Source organism: Microbispora sp. CA-135349 (genome assembly GCF_050947365.1).
Taxonomy (GTDB): domain Bacteria; phylum Actinomycetota; class Actinomycetes; order Streptosporangiales; family Streptosporangiaceae; genus Microbispora.
Window position 1 is genome coordinate 3,193,992 of record NZ_CP192001.1, and the last position, 17,416, is coordinate 3,211,407.

The window sequence follows — 17,416 nt, forward strand, 5'->3', positions numbered from 1 at the left end:
GGCAGGCGCCCATCCGCCACCTGTGACAGGCCCGCCGGGCAGGGTGAGAGGCTCGTCCCTCGTTTCCGCCGTCCCCTTCGGCACCGGCGGCCGGGCGTCGAACACCCCGGCCGCCGCCGGCTTTGAGGCGGGGCCGCCGCGCTACTTCGCCGGTTTGAAGGTGGCGGCCATGGTCTCGAAGAGCTTCTTCTTCTTTTTCCAGTCCTTGTCCTGCGTCTTGTAGAGCAGGGCGTAGCCGTTGTGCTTGTCGGTGACGAAGCCGCGGTCGATCACGCGCGACCGGTAGCGGCTGTCGCCGAAGGTGAACTCCCAGTCGGCCGCGGTCTTCCAGTAGTCCTTGACCTCTCTGATGGCGACGAGCTTGTAGCCGGGGAAGTTGCGGCTCATCCCGGGCACATCGCGCCGCCACACCTTCAGCGCGTCCGACTCGGGACTGGAGGTGTGGTGGATCTCCAGATAGGTGTGCGAGTCGCCGCGGAGGCGAACCTCGCCGTTGCCGCTGCCGTCGGCGTGCCATCCCTTCGGCAGCGCGATGGAGAACCCGCTCGGGTGCTTGTACTTGTGCCAGCCCTCGGGGACGTCCCCGGGCTGGAGGGTTTCTGAGCCGGTGGATGGCTCGGGGGACGGGGACGCGGCCTGGTCCGAGGGGGACGCGGACGGCTCGCCGGAGGAGGGCGCCGAGGCGGAGGGCTTCCCTGAGGTCGTGCCCGTTCCGGCCGGGTCGGACGCGGCGGCGGAATCGTCCCCCGAGTCGTTCCCGCCCGCCTTCAGGCCGAGATAGCCCGCGATGCCCGCGACCAGGAGCAGCGCGGGAATGAGGACCAGCGCGACCTTCAGCAGGCTGTTCGACGATCGCGGCTGGACCGGGGTGGTCGACACCTCGTGCCACATCTGGCCGCCCTGCGGGGGCACCGCCGCGGGCGCCTGCCTCAGCCCGGCGATCGGGCTTCCCGCGCCGGCGATCCCGCCCGCGCCCGGCGCGTCCTTCACCCGGTCGGCCGCGGCGGCACGCCGCTCGTCGTCCGTGCCCCGCGCGAAACCGCCGCTGGGCGTGGGCCTCTCGGCGCGGTCGCCCGCGAGGTCCGTACGGCCGGCGCCCCCGGCCCCCGCCCTGAAAGCGGCACCGGAGGCGGCTCCGGAGGCGGCACCGGAGCCGCCCGCTTCGCGGAGCGACGGCGACGCCGGACGCGCGGCCCCGTCCGCTGCGGTGCTCGTGCCTGCGCCCGCGCTCGTCGCGCTCGCCGAGGCTGTGCCCGCGCCGGATGAATCGCCCTTCCGGGCGGTGCCGGCGCCCGTGCCGGTCGCGTCCCCGCCCGTTCTCGCGGAGTCCTGCGGCGTCCCGCCCGTGGTGGAGACCGCCGGGGCCGCCGCCTCGCCGGAGGCCGCTCCGCCCTTCGGCGTTCCGCCGTCCTTCCCGGTCTTGCCGTCCTTGCCGGCCTTCCCCGTCTTCCCGGCTTTGCCGGCGGCGCTCGTCCCGGCTGAGGAAACCTTGACCGTGCCGTCCGCGTCCTTCGCCTCCGAGGATTGTCCGCTCCCGGAGGCGGTCGGGCTCACCGACGGCGTCGTACGGGCGGGCGGGGCCTGCACGCCGGTCTCCGGCATGGGCGCGGACGCGTTCCCGGCCTTTCCCGGAGCCTTGCCGTCCTCCGCCTGCGGGGCCTCGAAGTCGTCCTGGATGACCGGGAGGGGCGAGGTGATCTCGCCGGGGCCCGCGGCTTCGTCCGCGGCTCCGTCCCGGGTCGCGCCGCGCTCGGCGTCCGCGCGCGCGGACGCCGTACGGCTCGGCCCCGCCGCGTCGTCACGCGCCGGCGACGATGCGGAGGACATGGGCGGGGAAGAGACGGGCGGGGAAGAGACGGGCGGGGAGGACACGGGCGGGTACGGCGCCGCGCCCCGGGACGCCTTGCCCGCCCCGGACCCGGAGGCGGGCGTGCGCGGGCTCCGGGCCTCGGGCTTGGTGGACCGCGGAGCAGGCTCGGCGGGAGCGGGGGAGGCGGGCCGGGACGACGACGGGGACAGGTCCCGCGACGCCCGCTTGAGCAGCCGGGTCAGTTCCTCGTAGCCGGGCCGGTCGACGGGCTCCTTGGCGAGCATCCGCAGCAGGACCGGGCCCAGCGCGCCCGCGCGCCGGGGCGGGGCGGGGGCGTCGTTCAGCACGGCGTGCATGGTGGCCATCGCCATGCCGCGGTCGTGCGGGGGCTTGCCCTCCACCGCCGTGTAAAGCGTGGCGCCGAGCGACCACAGGTCCGACTCGCGCTGCGCGGCCTCACCGCGGAGCCGTTCGGGGGCGATGAAGGCGGGGGTGCCGACGAGGCCGGTGCGGGTCATGGTGGAGTCGGCTTCGAGCCGGGCGATGCCGAAGTCGGTGAGGACCACCCGGGCGTCGTCGGTGAGCAGCACGTTCTCGGGCTTGACGTCGCGGTGCAGCACGCCCTGGCGATGAGCGGCGCGCAGCGCGTCCAGGATCTGCAGGCCGATCTCGACCGTGCGCTCGGGGGACAGCGGGCCGTCCTCCCTGATCACCTGCCCCAGCGAGCGGGACGGCACCAGCTGCATGATGATCCAGGGCCGGTCGTCCTCCTCGATCACGTCGTGGACGACCACCACGTTCGGGTGGGTGAGGCGCCCGGCGGCCCGGGCCTCGCGCATGGTCCGCCGGTTGAGGTCGCTGAGCTCGTCGCCCATGGCGCTGTCGTATCGGACCTCCTTGACCGCGACCTCGCGGTCCAGCAACTGGTCGTGGGCGCGCCAGACCACGCCCATGCCACCCCGGCCGATCGGCTCCACCAATTGGTACCGGCCTCCGACGAGCCGGCCTTCCGCACGCGACACTCGAACCCCTTCCTGGACCCATGAATCGTCCCATGGATGGCAAAGGGATCAACCGCCTCCATGGCCGACGATCCCGGAATGCGAGACAGATCGGTTCGAGTCGTGGCCTGTCGCTGCTAAGGTCCTTGTTATGGGTACGTACAGCTCGTTTACAAGGCCGGCTCCGGGAGGGCCGGTCGCGTGACGATGAGCTAGCGACCATCCGGAGCCGGCTTGAGGCAGGGACGCCATCGTCTCTGCCTTTTTCGTTTTCCGGCAGTCGGAGCCCAGTCCGAACCCAGTCCAAGCACAGCCCAAGCACAGTCCGATCCCAGCGAGTCCCGGTGTCAGGCGGCCGGTTCCGCTGGGCCTGCGTACGGAGGAGCACACATGTCGAAGGCAGCCCAACTCGACCGCGACGCCGTACGGATCGGCGATCTCGTGATCGGCGACGGGCTACCCGTGGTGGTCATCGGCGGCCGGGACGCCCGCTGGCTGCGGCTGCGCGGCGACGGCGGCCCGTCAACGGGCGACATCGCGGGCCCGGTGAAGGACACGGTGAAGGACACGGTGAAGGACGCGGTGAAGGACACGGCGGCCGGGTCTTCGCCGGACACGGCGGCGGCCGGGACGGCCGGGGCGCGCCGGGCGGGGCCGCTGCTGATGGAGCCCGCCTCGGCCGACGACCTGCCCGCCGTGGCGCGGCACGCCGACGCGGTGGTGGTGGGGGCGGGCTGGGCCTGCGACCCCGGCCTCGTCCGCGCCGCGGCCCGCCTCGGGCTGCCCGTCGTCCTGCAGCGGGGGGTCGTGCGGGGCGGGCGCGTGGCGACGCTGGAGGAGTGGCTGGCCGCGGTGGACGACTGCGTGGCCGAGGGCAACGAGGCGGTCGTGCTCTGCGAGAGCGGCGGCCGCGGCGAGCCGGAGGACGCCGCGCCCGATCTCGGGTTGATGCGCGCGGCGCGGGACCGCAGCGGCCGCCCGGTGCTCGCGGGCCTGGGCGGCGACGGCGCGCTGGCGGGCGCCGCGGTGGCGGCGGGGGCGGACGGTTTGCTCGTCGGCCCGGCCGCGTCCGAGGGGACGCTCGCGGCGGCGCACGAGGCGGCCACCGTCATGGCGGCGCTCGTACGGCCGGAGAACCCGGGAACTCTCGACGCCGCGAGGGCCGCGATCGACCGCGTGGACGCGGCCCTCGCCACGCTGCTCGAACGCCGGGTCGCGCTGGCCGGGCGGATCCAGCGGCTCAAGCCCGTCGGCGGGTTCCAGGGACGGGACATGGAGCGCGAGCGCCGCCTCGTCGCGGCCATGGCCCGCCGCGCGCCCCGTCTCGGCGCCGGGCTGCTGGCCCCGATCATGAACGCCGTGATCGAGGCGGGACTGCGCCTGTCGGAGGAGCGGCGGGACGGCGAGGAACGGAGATAAACTCTGTTTCACCTGAGTCCCACTGGTTGGCGATCACGGCGTAGGCTCTGGTCCGCGGTCCGGTGACGATGGGGGTCTCATGGGTGATTCGTTTGTGCATCTGCACGTCCACACCGAGTACTCGATGCTCGACGGAGCGGCGCGGCTGAAGCAGATGTTCAAACTCGTGGGCGAGCTGGAGATGCCCGCGATCGCGATCACCGACCACGGCAACATGCACGGCGCCTACGACTTCTACAAGCAGGCGACCGGCGCCGGGGTGAAGCCCATCCTCGGCATCGAGGCGTACGTCGCGCCCGAGTCGCGCATGCACAAGAAGCCGGTGCTGTGGGGCGAGCCGCACCAGAAGAGCGACGACGTGTCCGCGGGTGGCTACTACACCCACATGACCATCTGGGCGCGGAACAAGACCGGGCTGAAGAACCTGATGAAGCTCAGCTCGCGCGCCTACACCGAGGGCTTCGTCCGCAAGTGGGCCCGGATGGACGCCGACATCCTCGCCGAGCACGCCGACGGCCTGATGGCCACCACCGGCTGCCCGTCGGGAGAGGTGCAGACCCGGCTGCGGCTCGGCCAGTACGACGGGGCGCTGAAGGCCGCGGCGAAGTACCAGGAGATCTTCGGGAAGGACAACTACTTCCTGGAGATCATGGACCACGGCCTCGACATCGAGCGCCGGGTCCGCGACGGCCTGATCCGGATCAGCCGCGAGCTGGACATCCCTCCGGTCGTCACCAACGACTCCCACTACACCTACGAGTCGGACGCGGCCGGTCACGACGCCCTCCTGTGCATCCAGACCGGCAAGCAGCTCAGCGACCCCGACCGGTTCCGGTTCGACGGCAGCGGCTACTACATCAAGACCGCCGACGAGATGCGCGCGGTCGACTCCTCCGACATCTGGCAGGAGGGCTGCCGCAACACGCTGCTGGTGGCCGAGAAGGTCGACCCCGAGGGCTTCTTCCCCTACCACAACCTGATGCCGACCTACCCGATCCCCGAGGGGGTGACGGAGGAGGAGTACTTCCGGCAGCAGGTCTGGGAGGGCATGAAGCGCCGCTTCCCCGGCGGCGTGGACGAGGAACACCGCGTCTGGGTCGAGAACGAGATCGGCGTCATCCTCCAGATGGGCTTCCCGAGCTACTTCCTCGTGGTCGCCGACTTCATCATGTGGGCGAAGAACAACGGCATCCGGGTCGGTCCCGGCCGTGGTTCCGCCGCCGGCTCGCTGGTCGCGTACTCGCTGGGCATCACCGACCTCGACCCGATCCCGCACGGCCTGATCTTCGAGCGGTTCCTCAACCCCGAGCGCGTCTCGATGCCCGACATCGACATCGACTTCGACGAGCGCCGGCGCGCCGACGTGATCCGCTACGTGACCGACAAGTGGGGCGCCGACAAGGTCGCCATGATCGCCACGTTCGGCACCATCAAGGCGAAGGCGGCCGTGAAGGACGCCGGCCGCGTCCTCGGCTACCCGTACGCGCTGGGCGATCGCATCTCCAAGGCGTTCCCCCCGGCCGTGATGGGCAAGGACATCCCGCTGTCGGGCATCTTCGACTCCGACCACCCGCGCTACAACGAGGCGGGCGAGCTGCGCAAGCTGTACGACGAGGACGTCGACGTCAAGGCGACGATCGACCTCGGGCGCGGCCTGGAGGGCCTGATCCGGCAGACCGGCGTGCACGCCGCGGGCGTGATCATGTCGGCCGAGCCGCTGACCGACCACATCCCGATCATGCGCCGCGACTCGGACGGCGCGATCATCACGCAGTTCGACTATCCGACCTGCGAGACGCTCGGCCTGCTGAAGATGGACTTCCTGGGCCTGCGCAACCTCACGATCATCGACGACTGCCTGAAGATGATCGAGGGCAACACCGGGAACAGGATCGAGCTGCTCGATCTGCCGCTGGACGACACCAGGACCTACGAGCTGCTGGCCAAGGGCGACACGCTCGGCATCTTCCAGCTGGACGGCGGCGGCATGCGCACGCTGCTGCGGCTGATGAAGCCCGACAACTTCGAGGACATCTCCGCGGCCCTCGCGCTCTACCGGCCCGGCCCGATGGGCGCCAACTCGCACACCAACTACGCGCTGCGTAAGAACGGCCAGCAGGAGATCATCCCGATCCACCCCGAGCTGGAGGAGCCGCTCAAGGACATCCTCAACACGACCTACGGCCTGATCGTCTATCAGGAGCAGGTCATGGCCATCGCCCAGAAGGTGGCCAACTACACGCTCGGCGGCGCCGACCTGCTCCGCCGCGCGATGGGCAAGAAGAAGAAGTCCGAGCTGGACAAGCAGTTCGAGTTCTTCGAGAAGGGCATGAAGGAGAACGGGTTCTCCGCCGCGGCCATCAAGGCCCTGTGGGACATCCTTCTCCCGTTCTCCGACTACGCCTTCAACAAGGCCCACACCGCCGGCTACGGCCTGGTGTCGTACTGGACCGCCTATCTCAAGGCCAACTACCCGGCCGAGTACATGGCGGCGCTGCTCACCAGCGTCAAGGACGACAAGGACAAGTCGGCCCTCTACCTCAACGAATGCCGCCGCATGGGCATCAAGGTGCTCCCGCCGGACGTCAACGACTCCGACTTCGACTTCACCCCGCGCGGCACCGACATCCGGTTCGGCCTGTCGGCCATCCGCAACGTCGGCGCGAACGTCGTGGACGGGATCATCGCGGCGCGCAAGGAGAAGAGCAGGTTCACCGACTTCAAGGACTTCCTGCGCAAGGTCCCCGCGATCGTCTGCAACAAGCGCGTCATCGAGTCTCTGATCAAGTCCGGCGCGTTCGACTCGTTCGGGCACGTGCGCAAGGGCCTGCTCATGGTGCACGAGCAGGCCGTCGACGCGATCATCGACATCAAGAAGAACGAGGCGATCGGCCAGGACTCGCTGTTCGGCGCGATCGACGGCGCCGAGGACCAGACCTTCGACGTGCAGATCCCGCCGGGGGAGTGGGACAAGACGACGCTGCTGCAGTTCGAGCGGGAGATGCTCGGCCTGTACGTCTCCGACCACCCGCTGTTCGGCGTCGAGCACATCCTGTCGGCGGGCGCCGACTGCTCGATCGCGGCGCTGCAGGACGACAGCCGCCCCGACGGGCAGGTCGTCACGGTCGGCGGCATCCTGTCGGGCCTGCAGCGCAAGGTGACCAAGAAGGGCGACACCTGGGTCCTCACGATGCTGGAGGACCTGGAGGGCTCCATCGAGGTCATGATCTTCCCGTCGGCCTACCAGCTCTGCGCGACCGTGCTCGCCGAGGACGCGATCGTCTTCGTCAAGGGCAGGATCGACAAGCGGGAGGACGTCGCGAAGATCATCGCGATGGAGGTCACCGCGCCGGACCTCACGGCCGAGTCGGGCGGGCCGCTGGTGGTGAGCATGCCGATCAACCGCTGCACGCCGCCCGTCGTGGGCCGGCTCAAGGAGGTGCTCACCACCCACCCGGGGACCACGGAGGTCCACCTCCAGGTGCACAACGGGCCGCGTACGACGGTCATGCGGCTGGACGACCGGCTCCGCGTGAGCCCCTCACCCGCCCTGATGGGCGACCTCAAGCAACTGCTCGGCCCGGCCTGCCTGGCCGGTTGACCGGTCGCCCGGCCAACGTGACAGGCGCGTGGACAGCGGGGGGGTCCGGCGTCCACGCGCCTGCTCCCGGCCCGGCGCGATGAGCGGTTCACGGCATCACAGGCGCACGGCCCGGTCCCGGGCGGCCGACGCCTGGTCGGGGCGTGAGCAGGCGGAGGCGCTCAGGAACGCAGTACGCAGGCACAGGGGGAAGATGGCGCCTGTACCGGGTCGATCCGGCCACCACGGACGAGGAACGGGCCGAATGGGACGTGCCCCCACTCGCCGACGCCCTTCGCCGCGCGGAGGAGATGAACGGCGACCGTCCCGGCCCCGATGAGGACCCCGGCTGATCTCCGCCGCGGTGCGTCTCAGCCGACGTTGCAGCCGGGGATGAGCACCTCGCCGAGGCGCCCGTCGTCGCCGCGCAGCACGGCGTGCGGGAGGTCGTCCACCCAGTCGCGCACCTGCTCGGACTCGTCGGCCGTACACGCCTCCCGGCGGGGCGGCTCCGTGCGGTCCGTCCGCGACAGGGCGCGCACCTCCCGGCACTCCCGCTCGGCGCCGAGACCCTGGAAGATCGACAGCGCCTCGGCCAGGCTGCGGCGGGCCTCCTCCGGCCCGGCCGCCAGGCCGAGCGCCGTCAGCGCCAGGGCTCGGTGGTAGGGATCGCCCAGCTCGTCGAACAGCGCGACCGCGAGCCGGCCCCACGCCAGAGCGGACGGTCCGTGGCAGGCCGCGCACCTGTTCCGGTAGGCCGTGCACAGGTTCATGAAGATCATGGCCTGTGCGTGGCGGTCGTCGAGGTCGCGCGCGGCGGCGAGGGCGGCGCACAACTGCCAGAGGATGTACGTGGGCGTGCGTTCCGGGCGGCCCGCCAGGTAGGTGAGCGCGAGGTTGACCCGCGCGTGCATGAGAGCGGTGCGGCTGCCCAGGCCGAGTGCGCCGAGCCGCTGAAGCAGCGTGACGGCCTCGGTCAGCACCGTGGCGGCCTCCCCGTAGCGCCGTCTCGCGCGCAGCACGTCGCCCAGCGCGACGGCGGCCTGCGCCCTGCCGCGCAGATCGCCCGCGAGAGCGCAGATGCGGCGGTCGCGGCGGTGACACGCCTCCGCCTTGGCCAGGGCCCCCATCCGCAGGTACGTGAGCCCGAGGTTGTGCAGCACCGGGCTGCGGGCGCGGTCGTCGCGCGCCAGCCCGAGGGCCCTGCGCAGCTGGGCGGAGGACTCGTCGTAGCGGCGGGCGAGGCGGTAGGCGTTGCCCAGGGTCATGGCCGCGGCGAGTTCGGCGTGATGTCCCAGTCGCTCCGACGCGTCCACGGCGGCCAGGGCCGTGGTGATCCATTCGCCGGCGCGCTGCCGGAACTCGAAGTAGGGCGCGAGGTCCACCGCGAGCGCGTGCGACCGTGCCCAGTCGCCGCGTCCGGCCGCGGCGGTGACGGCCGCCACGAGCGTGCGTCCCTCGGCGTCCAGCCACGCCACGGCCTCTTCCCTCGAGGCGAACGCCTCCCGCCGGTTCTGCGTCTCGTGCCGGGCCCGGGCCTCCGGCAGGGACAGCCACGCTCCGGCCGCACGGGCCCGGGCGCAGCAGTGGCCGGCGAACCGCTCGCAGGCCTCCTCGTGCCGGTCGGGCCCTGCCTGGTCGCGGGCCCGCTCCTCGGCGTACAGGCGGACGAGGTCGTGCATGCGCCACCGGCCGTACGCGCCGCCGCGCTCCACGAGATGCGCACGGTGCAGGGCCTCCAGCAGACGGCGGGCACGGCGGGGCTCGCGGTCCGCCACCACGGCGGCGCTCTCGGTGGACAGGTCCGGGCCGGAGGCGGCGGTCATCAGCCGGAACATCCGGGCCTCCTCCGCCTCCAGGCGGTGGTAGGACAACTCGAAGGCCGCGCGCACCCCGCGCTCCTCGTACGACAGCTCGTCGAGCCGGGTCGCGGCCTCCGCCAGATCCTCGGCCATCGCCCGCAGGGGACGGGAGGGATCGGCGGCCAGGAGCGCGGCCACGATCCGCACGGCCAGCGGCAACCCTCCGCACAGCTCCGCGATGTCCGCCGCCGCGGCGGGCTCCCGGGCGACCCGGGTGTCGGCGTCGCCCAGGGCCAGGCGAAGCGCGCGGGCCAGGAGTTCGACGGCCGCGCCGGGCGCGAGCATGCCGAGATCGAGGAGGCGCGCCCCCACGTCCAGTGTGTGCCGGGAGGTGATCAGCACCTTTCCCGTGCCGGGCAGCAGCGGCCTGACCTGCTCGGCCGAGGAGGCGTTGTCGAGGATCAGCAGGATCGGTCGGCCCTGCTCGGCGTACGCGTCCAGCACCGTCGCGAACAGCCGGGTCCGGTCCTGGAGGCCCGGAGGGACGTGTTCTGGGTCCAGCCCCAGCGCCCGCAGCAGCTCGCCGAGCACCTCGACCGGCCGCGCACCGCACCCTCGACCGTGTCCCGCCCTGTCGCGGCGGCCGGACCCCTCGTCCGGGCGGGTGCCGGGGTGGCCCGGCGCTCCGCCGCGGTGCCCGGTCCCGGAGGGGTGGTCGTCCTGCTGTTCGGGATGGCACGGGATGTCGCTGTAGCCCTGGAGGTCGGTGAACAGCACCCCGCCGGGAAACCAGCCGCGCTCCCGGGCGAGATGAGCGGCCTGCAGGGCGAGCTCGGTCTTGCCCGATCCGCCGAGGCCCGTGACAAGGGCGGCGCGCGGCCGGTCCGGCCCGGCGCCCGTGCCGGCACCGGTGTCCCGAGCGGGGTCGAGCAGGCCGAGCAGCATGGACAGCTCGTCGTCCCTGCCGGTGAACGCCTCCGACCGCGGGGGCGCCCCGGACAGCGCCGGGGTCACCCGCGGGGGAAGCCGCACGGTGATCGTGTGTCCCTGGATCACCGCGTTGAAAAAGAGCCCGCCGCTGATCGTGTTGCGCGTCGCGGCCACGCGCTCAGTCCTTACCCGCGCGCTCGTCCGGCACGACCGGTCCGTTGACGGTGTGCGCCTGGATGACCGGGCCGTGGACCGTGCCGCCGCTGATTTCGTTGTGAACCGCGGTGTGCACGTCGTGGTTCGCCGCACGGTTCACCGCGTGGTTCACCCTGCCGGTGCCGCTCGCCGGTGGGGTCGTCTCCTGCCGGCGCGTCGGCAGCAGCCCCCATACCGCGACGGCCAGGCCCGCGAGGCCGACGAAGAGCCCGATGACGCTCGCGAGTTTGTCGGCCTTGTCCAGCCCCACCGAGGAGAGGTAGACGGCGAGCGCCGCGCCGGCGCCGAGCGCGGCGATCCCGCCGGCCCAAGTGAGAATACGTGTGCGAGCACGTCCGCGCATGCCCCCATCATGGCCCCCCGCCTCCCTCCGCGGCGGGCGCAACGGCGGGCGCGGCGTCCGGCCGCTCAGGCGTGGCGCCGCACGCGGTGGACGGGATGGTGGTGCCGGGCCGGCCCTTCGGCCCGGCGGGCTCCCCGGCTTCGCGGCGCCGGGTGCTTCGCCGCGTGCGCCGCGTCGTGGGTGGTGGTCCGCGGGCGCCGGCCCTCGTGGCTCACGGCATGGCTGCGGCCGCGGGGAGTGCGGGGCGGGCCCGCCGCGCGGTGTTCCGGCGTCCCGCGCTTCGCCGTGCCGGGCCGGGCCGGGCCACGGTGGGCCTTGGCGTGCCGGACGGCGGGCGGCGCCGCTGGGGGAGCGGCGTGGGGGCGGGCGAGAGTCGCCCAGCCCGCCTCGCTCGACTGCGTGCGGCCGGGGCCTCTGCGAAGTGGCGCACGAGGTGAGACGCCGCGGGCCACCGAGTGGGTGCCGGCGGCGGCCGACGGGTTGCGGGCGGGGTGGACCGTGGCCGAGCGGCTCGAAGGGGCCGCGGGAGCGGCGGCCCGCACGGCGGTGGGGGTGGTCCTGGCGGTGGCCCGGGCGGCGGCGGGGGTGGTGCCGGCGCTGCCGGAAGCCGCCGCGCCGCCGCGCGCCGCGCCGTCCGTCGCGTCCTCCTCGGAGGTCGAGGCGCCGTGGTCGTCGTCGTGCTTGTCACGCTCGGCCTGCCGCTTCTTCTTCTCCTTCTTGCGCTGCTTCTCCAGCGCCTCCTTCAGACCGGGCGTGAACCCGCCGCCGAACCGGGCCATGTCGGGCGGGACGAAGCCGGTCACAGGGGTGTCCCTCAGCGCCGCGCGCATCGAGTCCACCCAGATCGGGCCGGGCAGCGAGGCGCCCTGCACGGAACCGTAGTACCGGCCGCCGATGGTGACGCCGGTGAGCGGATAGCGATAGGAACCGCGGATGTCGCCCACGCTGACGGCGGCGGCGAGGCCGGGTGTGTACCCGGCGAACCAGGCCGAGGTGTAGCCGTTGTTCGTCCCCGTCTTGCCGGCGGCCGGCCGGCCGATGGACTGGCCGCGCATCGTGCCCTTGGTGAACACTCCCGTGAGCACGTGGCTCACCGCGTCGGCGACCGCGGGTTCGAGCGCGGTCTCGCAGGCCGGTGGTATCTCGGTGCGGGTGCCGTCGCGCTCCACGACGGCGGCGATGGCCATCGGCCGGCAGTAGCGGCCGCGGGCGGCGAACGCCGCGTACGCCGCCGCCACGGTCGTGGGGTCCATCTCGTTGGCGCCCAGCGTGAAGGTCGGCACCTCGTGGAGCGGCGTGCCGTCGGCCCGCCTGATGCCGAGCGACGTGGCCGTCCGCACGACGTCGCACAGGCCGACCTCGCGCTCCAGTCGCATGTAGAAGATGTTCACCGACTGCCAGGTGCCCATCTCCAGGCTGTACGGCCCGCCGCCGCCCTCGCCGCCGGCGTTGTGAATGACGGTGTGCGGGTCGTTGACGGCCCTGCCCGAGCAGTCGCGGTAGCCGTAGGAGGGGACGTACGAGCCGGGGATCGTGAAGCCGTCGCCGAACCGCATGCCCTGCTTGAGCGCGGTGGCCAGCGTGAAGACCTTGAACGTGGAGCCCGCCTGCAGGCCGAGCCCGCCGCCGTGCGCGGTGTCGGCGGCCAGGTTGTAGGTGGTGCTCGGCCCGAGGTCGCGGTCGTGCGGGTTGCGGCCGTACCGCTTGCTCACCGCCATCGCGCGGATGTGCCCGGTGCCCGGCTCGATCATCGTCTCGGACGCCGTCTGGTTGTCGCGGGGCCTGACCCGCGCGGCGATGGCCCGCTCCGCGGCCCGCTGGGCGGCCGGGTCGATGGTCGTCCAGATGGTGAGCCCGCCCCGCTGGAGGCGCCGCTCCCGGTCGGCCCTGGTGTAGCCGAACGCGGGGTTGGTGAGCACCTCGCGCTCCACGTACACACAGAAGAAGGGATAGGCGCTGCCCGCGCAGCCGCCGGGCTCGGGGCGCAGGTGCAGCGTCAGCGGCTCGGCCGCCGCCGTGCGCGCCGCGTCCGTGCCGATCATCCCGAGCTCGGCCATCCGGCTCAGGACCAGGTCGCGCCGCGTGCGCAGGCGGTCACGGTGCTCATCGCCCAGGGACGGATCGGTGTCGTACGGCGTGCGCACGGCGCCGGCGAGCGTCGCGGCCTGCGTGAGCGTGAGGTCGGCGGCGTCGACGCCGAAGAACCGCCTGGCCGCCGCCTGGACGCCGAACGCCCCCGCGCCGAAATAGGCGATGTTGAGGTAGCGCTCGAGGATCTGGTCCTTGGTGTATTTGCGTTCGAGCGCCAGCGCGTACCGCAGCTCGTCCAGCTTGCGGCGGAACGAACGGACGAGGGCCTGCGCCCGCTCCTGCTCCGACTCGGCCTGGTTCAGCATGATGTTCTTGACGAGCTGCTGGCTGATGGACGACCCGCCCTGCCGGATCCCGCCGGCCTGGGTGTTGGTGACGAACGCCCGCAGCGTGCCCTTGAGATCCAGGCCGCCGTGCTCGTAGAACCGGGAGTCCTCGATGGCCACGATGGCCTGGCGCATGACCGGGGCGACCGCGCTGAGCGGCACCGACTGCCGGTTCTGATAGTAGAACTGGGCGATCTGCCGCCCGTCGCGGTCGAGCAGCCGCGTCACCTCGGGCAGCGGCTCCTCGCGCGGCGGCGCGGGCAGGTCGGTGAAGGTGGAGGCGGCGCTCTTGGCCGCCAGGCCGGCCCCGCCCACATAGGGCATGACCAGCCCGGCGACCAGCGTGCCCCCGGCCGTGCCGCACAGGACCAACGCGAGGGCGGCGCGCCCGAGAAGACGAGTGGTCACGGGATATCAGTGCGACCTCTGGCGTTTGTCCAAACCCGCGGGCCGCGAAGCTTTACGTCAACCTGTTGATCTTCAACCCGAGGGAGGTGAACTGTTCGAACGGCCTGTGGTAACCGCGTTCGATGTGGTTGACGCCCCGCAGGGTCGAGGTGCCCTCGGCCACGGCGGCGGCCAGCACCGCGGAGAACCCGGCGCGGATGTCGGGGAGCGTGACGTCGGCCCCGCGCAGGCTGGAGATTCCGCGTACGACCGCCGAGTGCTTGGCGTTGGTGTCGTGGTAGCGGCACGCCGGTCCGCCGAGGCACTGGGCGAACACCTCGATCTCGCACCCCATCTTCTGCAGCGCGGGGACGTACACCAGCCGGTTCTCGAACACCGTCTCGTGCAGCACCGACATGCCCTCGGCGCGGGTGAACAGCACCATCAGCGGCGTCTGCCAGTCCGTCATGAACCCGGGGTGGGTGTCGGTCTGCACCGCCGCCGCGCGCAGGCCGTCAGGGGCCGAGGCGCACAGCCAGTCGTCGGTTATCTCGAACCGCGCGCCCATCCGGGCCAGCGTGGTGATCGCGGTGACGAGCCGATCCTGGGGGCAGCCGTGCACGCGCACCTCGCCGCCCGTCACCAGGCCCGCCACGAGGTAGGAGAACGCCTCGATGCGGTCGCCGGCCAGCCAGGTGGAGGCGCCGTGCAGCTTTTCGACCCCCTCGATGACGATGCGGCGGTCGGGGCTCAGCTCGATCATCGCGCCCATGCGCTGCAGGAACAGCGCCAGCTCCACCACCTCGGGCTCCATCGCCGCGCCCTTGATGACGGTCTTGCCCTCGGCGAGCACCGCCGTCATGAGGACCGTCTCGGTGGCGCCCACGCTGGGGTAGGGGAGCGTGATGCGGCTGCCGCGCAACCGCGCCGCCTTGGCGGTGATGCCCTTGTCGCCGACCTCGATCTCCGCGCCCATCGACCGCAGCGCCTCGACGTGGAAGTTGACCGGCCGCCTGCCGATAGGGTCGCCGCCGACGAGGGGGACGAACGCCTCGCCCGCCAGGTGCAGCAGCGGGCCGAGCATCAGGATCGGGATGCGGTTGAGCCCGGTGTACTCCTCCGGCACGCGCGGACGGATGTCGGCGCCCCGCTCGATGGTGATCTCACCCGGCGTGATCTCCACGTGGATGCCGAGGGCTTCGAGCATGGCGGCGGTCAGCCCCACCTCGCCGACCTCCGGGGCGTTGTGCAGAGTGCTCGGACCGGTTCCGAGCATCGCCGCCACCATGTGCTTCGAGACCGCGTTCTTCGATCCCCGGACCTCCACGTCCCCCCGCAACGGGCCGGACGGGTCGATCTGCCATACCTCTTCGCTCACTCGGCCTCCTTGGCCCCACATGTGCCGTGCGCCCCCCGCGCCCTGTTTCGATTCGGCACTCTCGATCGGGCACGTGCAGCAAGACTAACGGGACCGGACCCGATCACCAGGTGGGTACTATCGGGACGGTGCGGCATCTGAGGGGCAATCTGGCGACGATCGTCGTAACCGTCCTCGTGCTCGCCGTCCTCGGTGTGGTCGCCGGATACGTGTGGTGGGCGCTGGCCCCCGCCACGCGATACGTGCTGATCGACGGGGTGCCGCATCCGGCCGATCCGGAGTCACAGTCGCTCATCGAGGCCGACGGCTGGTTCGCCGTGGTCACCGGCGGGTTCGGCCTGGTCAGCGGCATCGTGGGATACGTGCTGTCGCGCACCCGGCCGGTCGAGGTCCTCGTGGGGCTCGCCGCCGGCGGGCTGCTCGCCGGGTACGTCGCGATGCTGGTCGGCGGCAGGGCCGAGGGCGAGGTGCAGGCGGCGGGACCGGGCGGGTACACCATGACGTCCTCGCTGGGTCTGACGGCGTACGGGGTGCTGTTCGCCTGGCCGCTCGTGGCCACCGCCGTATTCTGGGTCGTCGAGTTCGCCGTGACCTACAACCAGCGGCGCCGTTAAAAGCCGTCGAGGCGCGGCTCTGTCCGCCAGAGGCCGGTCGCCTGCTCGAAGGCGTGCCCGAGGCGCAGGACGTCCATGTCGGCCCACGGCCTGCCCACGATCTGCAGGCCGACCGGGAGACCCTCGGGCGTGAAACCGCACGGCACCGACATGGCGGGCGCGTGCAGCACGCTGATCCAGTAGCACGAGCGCATCCACGCCAGATAGTCGGGCATCTCCACCCCGGCCACCTCCGTGACGTACGGCTGCCCGACCGGGAACGGCGGCACCTGGCTGACGGGCGCCACCAGGAAGTCGTACCGTCCGAAGAACTCCCGCATGCGGTGGAACAGCCCGGTGCGCAGCCGCTCGGCCCGGGCGAGGTCCTCACCGGTGACCTTCCGTCCCTGCGCCACGTTCCAGGCCACGTTGGGGCCCGCCTCGGGCAGGTCGCCCAAGTTGAGCGCGTAGTACCACGCCCGGTAGACGCGGAACGCATCCTCGGCGTCGGACAGGTCCAGGTCCACCTGCTCGACCTGCGCGCCCAGACCGGCCAGCGTCTCGGCCGCCCGTGCCGTCGCCGCGGCCGTGCGCGCGTCGACCGGGAGGCCGCCGAGGTCGGGGCTGAAGGCGACACGGACTTCGGACAGCTCCACGTCGAGGGACCCCGCGAACGCCGCGCCGTCCTCGCGGATCGAGAACGGCGAGGCCGGGTCGAACCCGGCGACGGCCGACATGAACAGCGCCAGGTCGGCGGCCGTGCGGGCCATCGGCCCCGGCACGCTGAGCGTGAACCAGGCCGCCGTCGACGACTTCGCCGGCACCCGCCCCGGGGTGGGCCGCAGGCCCGCCACGTTGCAGAACGACGCGGGGTTGCGCAGCGACCCGCCCATGTCGGAGCCGTCGGCGAGGGGCACCATCCGGCACGCCAGCGCCGCCGCCGCGCCGCCGCTGCTGCCGCCCGCGCTCTTCGACAGGTCGTAGGGGTTGCGCGTCGCCCCGAACACCTCGTTGACCGTGTGCGAGCCGGTGCCGAACTCGGGGGTGTTCGTCTTGCCCAGCGCGATCCCGCCCGCCTCGCGAATGCGCCGCACGAGCGGGTCGTCCTCGGCGGGGACGTGGTCGGCGAACGCCCGCGAGCCGTACGTGGTCCGCACGCCCGCCGTGTCGGCGAGGTCCTTGTGCGCGACGGGGATGCCGTGCAGCGGGCCGCGCACGAGGCCGCGCCGCAGGTCCTCGTCGGCGCGCGCGGCCCGGTCGAGCGCCCGCTCGGCGGTCAGCGTCACGATGGCGTTGACGTGCGGGTTCGTCTCCTCGACGCGCCGCAGGCACGCCTCGGTCAGCTCGACCGCGCTCACCTCGCGCGCCCGCAGCAACGCGGCCATCTCCGTCGCGGTCAGGCCGGCGAGGCCGGCGGGTGCGCCCGCCCGCTCCGCGCCCGCCACCTCGGTGCGGCCGCCGTCCTGCCCGGTCCGCTCGTGCTCGTTCACTTTCCCCCCGGTTCCTTACGGCTTCCGCCAGTCTCGGGTGGCCGGAGCCG

At 72.6% G+C, this 17,416-nt stretch carries 10 protein-coding genes; 4 read left to right on the forward strand and 6 right to left on the reverse strand.

Features of this window, described 5'->3' with window-relative positions; genetic code table 11:
- Window positions 1-141: 141 nt before the first annotated feature.
- Window positions 142-2,832, reverse strand: coding sequence for a serine/threonine-protein kinase (locus ACQPZZ_RS14990; protein WP_432932507.1), 2,691 nt, complete (start codon window positions 2,830-2,832; stop codon window positions 142-144).
- Window positions 2,833-3,201: 369 nt separating this feature from the next.
- Between ACQPZZ_RS14990 and ACQPZZ_RS14995 the strand changes: the two genes are divergently transcribed.
- The 3 genes from ACQPZZ_RS14995 (at window position 3,202) to ACQPZZ_RS15005 (ending at window position 8,163) form a co-directional block, all read left to right on the forward strand.
- Entirely contained in the window at window positions 3,202-4,230 is a 1,029-nt protein-coding gene (locus ACQPZZ_RS14995; RefSeq protein ID WP_432932509.1) for a chorismate mutase, read from the forward strand.
- Between the two features lie 79 nt (window positions 4,231-4,309).
- Window positions 4,310-7,831 carry a DNA polymerase III subunit alpha gene (gene dnaE / locus ACQPZZ_RS15000; protein WP_432932511.1) on the forward strand — a complete coding sequence of 1,174 codons (3,522 nt, stop codon included), beginning with the start codon at window positions 4,310-4,312 and terminating at the stop codon, window positions 7,829-7,831.
- Window positions 7,832-7,974: 143 nt separating this feature from the next.
- Complete coding sequence (locus ACQPZZ_RS15005) at window positions 7,975-8,163, forward strand: hypothetical protein (protein ID WP_432932513.1); 189 nt, start codon at window positions 7,975-7,977, stop codon at window positions 8,161-8,163.
- A gap of 18 nt (window positions 8,164-8,181) precedes the next feature.
- Here ACQPZZ_RS15005 and ACQPZZ_RS15010 read toward each other — a convergent pair whose 3' ends face one another.
- The 4 genes from ACQPZZ_RS15010 to murA all read right to left on the reverse strand — a co-directional run bounded on the left by ACQPZZ_RS15010 (window position 8,182) and on the right by murA (window position 15,283).
- A complete protein-coding gene (locus tag ACQPZZ_RS15010) occupies window positions 8,182-10,716 on the reverse strand; it encodes a tetratricopeptide repeat protein (protein WP_432932515.1) in 2,535 nt (844 codons plus the stop codon).
- A gap of 4 nt (window positions 10,717-10,720) precedes the next feature.
- The gene (locus tag ACQPZZ_RS15015; protein ID WP_432932517.1) at window positions 10,721-11,101 is read right to left on the reverse strand and encodes a hypothetical protein; all 381 of its coding nucleotides are present in this window, start codon (window positions 11,099-11,101) and stop codon (window positions 10,721-10,723) included.
- A gap of 65 nt (window positions 11,102-11,166) precedes the next feature.
- Window positions 11,167-13,926, reverse strand: coding sequence for a transglycosylase domain-containing protein (locus ACQPZZ_RS15020; RefSeq protein ID WP_432932519.1), 2,760 nt, complete (start codon window positions 13,924-13,926; stop codon window positions 11,167-11,169).
- A 52-nt stretch (window positions 13,927-13,978) separates the two neighbouring features.
- Window positions 13,979-15,283, reverse strand: a complete 1,305-nt coding sequence (gene murA, locus ACQPZZ_RS15025; protein WP_432932521.1) for a UDP-N-acetylglucosamine 1-carboxyvinyltransferase — start codon at window positions 15,281-15,283, stop codon at window positions 13,979-13,981.
- Window positions 15,284-15,411: 128 nt separating this feature from the next.
- Between murA and ACQPZZ_RS15030 the strand changes: the two genes are divergently transcribed.
- Complete coding sequence (locus tag ACQPZZ_RS15030) at window positions 15,412-15,897, forward strand: hypothetical protein (protein WP_432932523.1); 486 nt, start codon at window positions 15,412-15,414, stop codon at window positions 15,895-15,897.
- Here the strand turns inward: ACQPZZ_RS15030 and ACQPZZ_RS15035 are convergent.
- Entirely contained in the window at window positions 15,894-17,366 is a 1,473-nt protein-coding gene (locus tag ACQPZZ_RS15035; protein WP_432932525.1) for an amidase, read from the reverse strand. The two genes, ACQPZZ_RS15030 and ACQPZZ_RS15035, sit on opposite strands and share 4 nt — an antisense overlap.
- Between the last annotated feature and the right edge of the window lie 50 nt (window positions 17,367-17,416).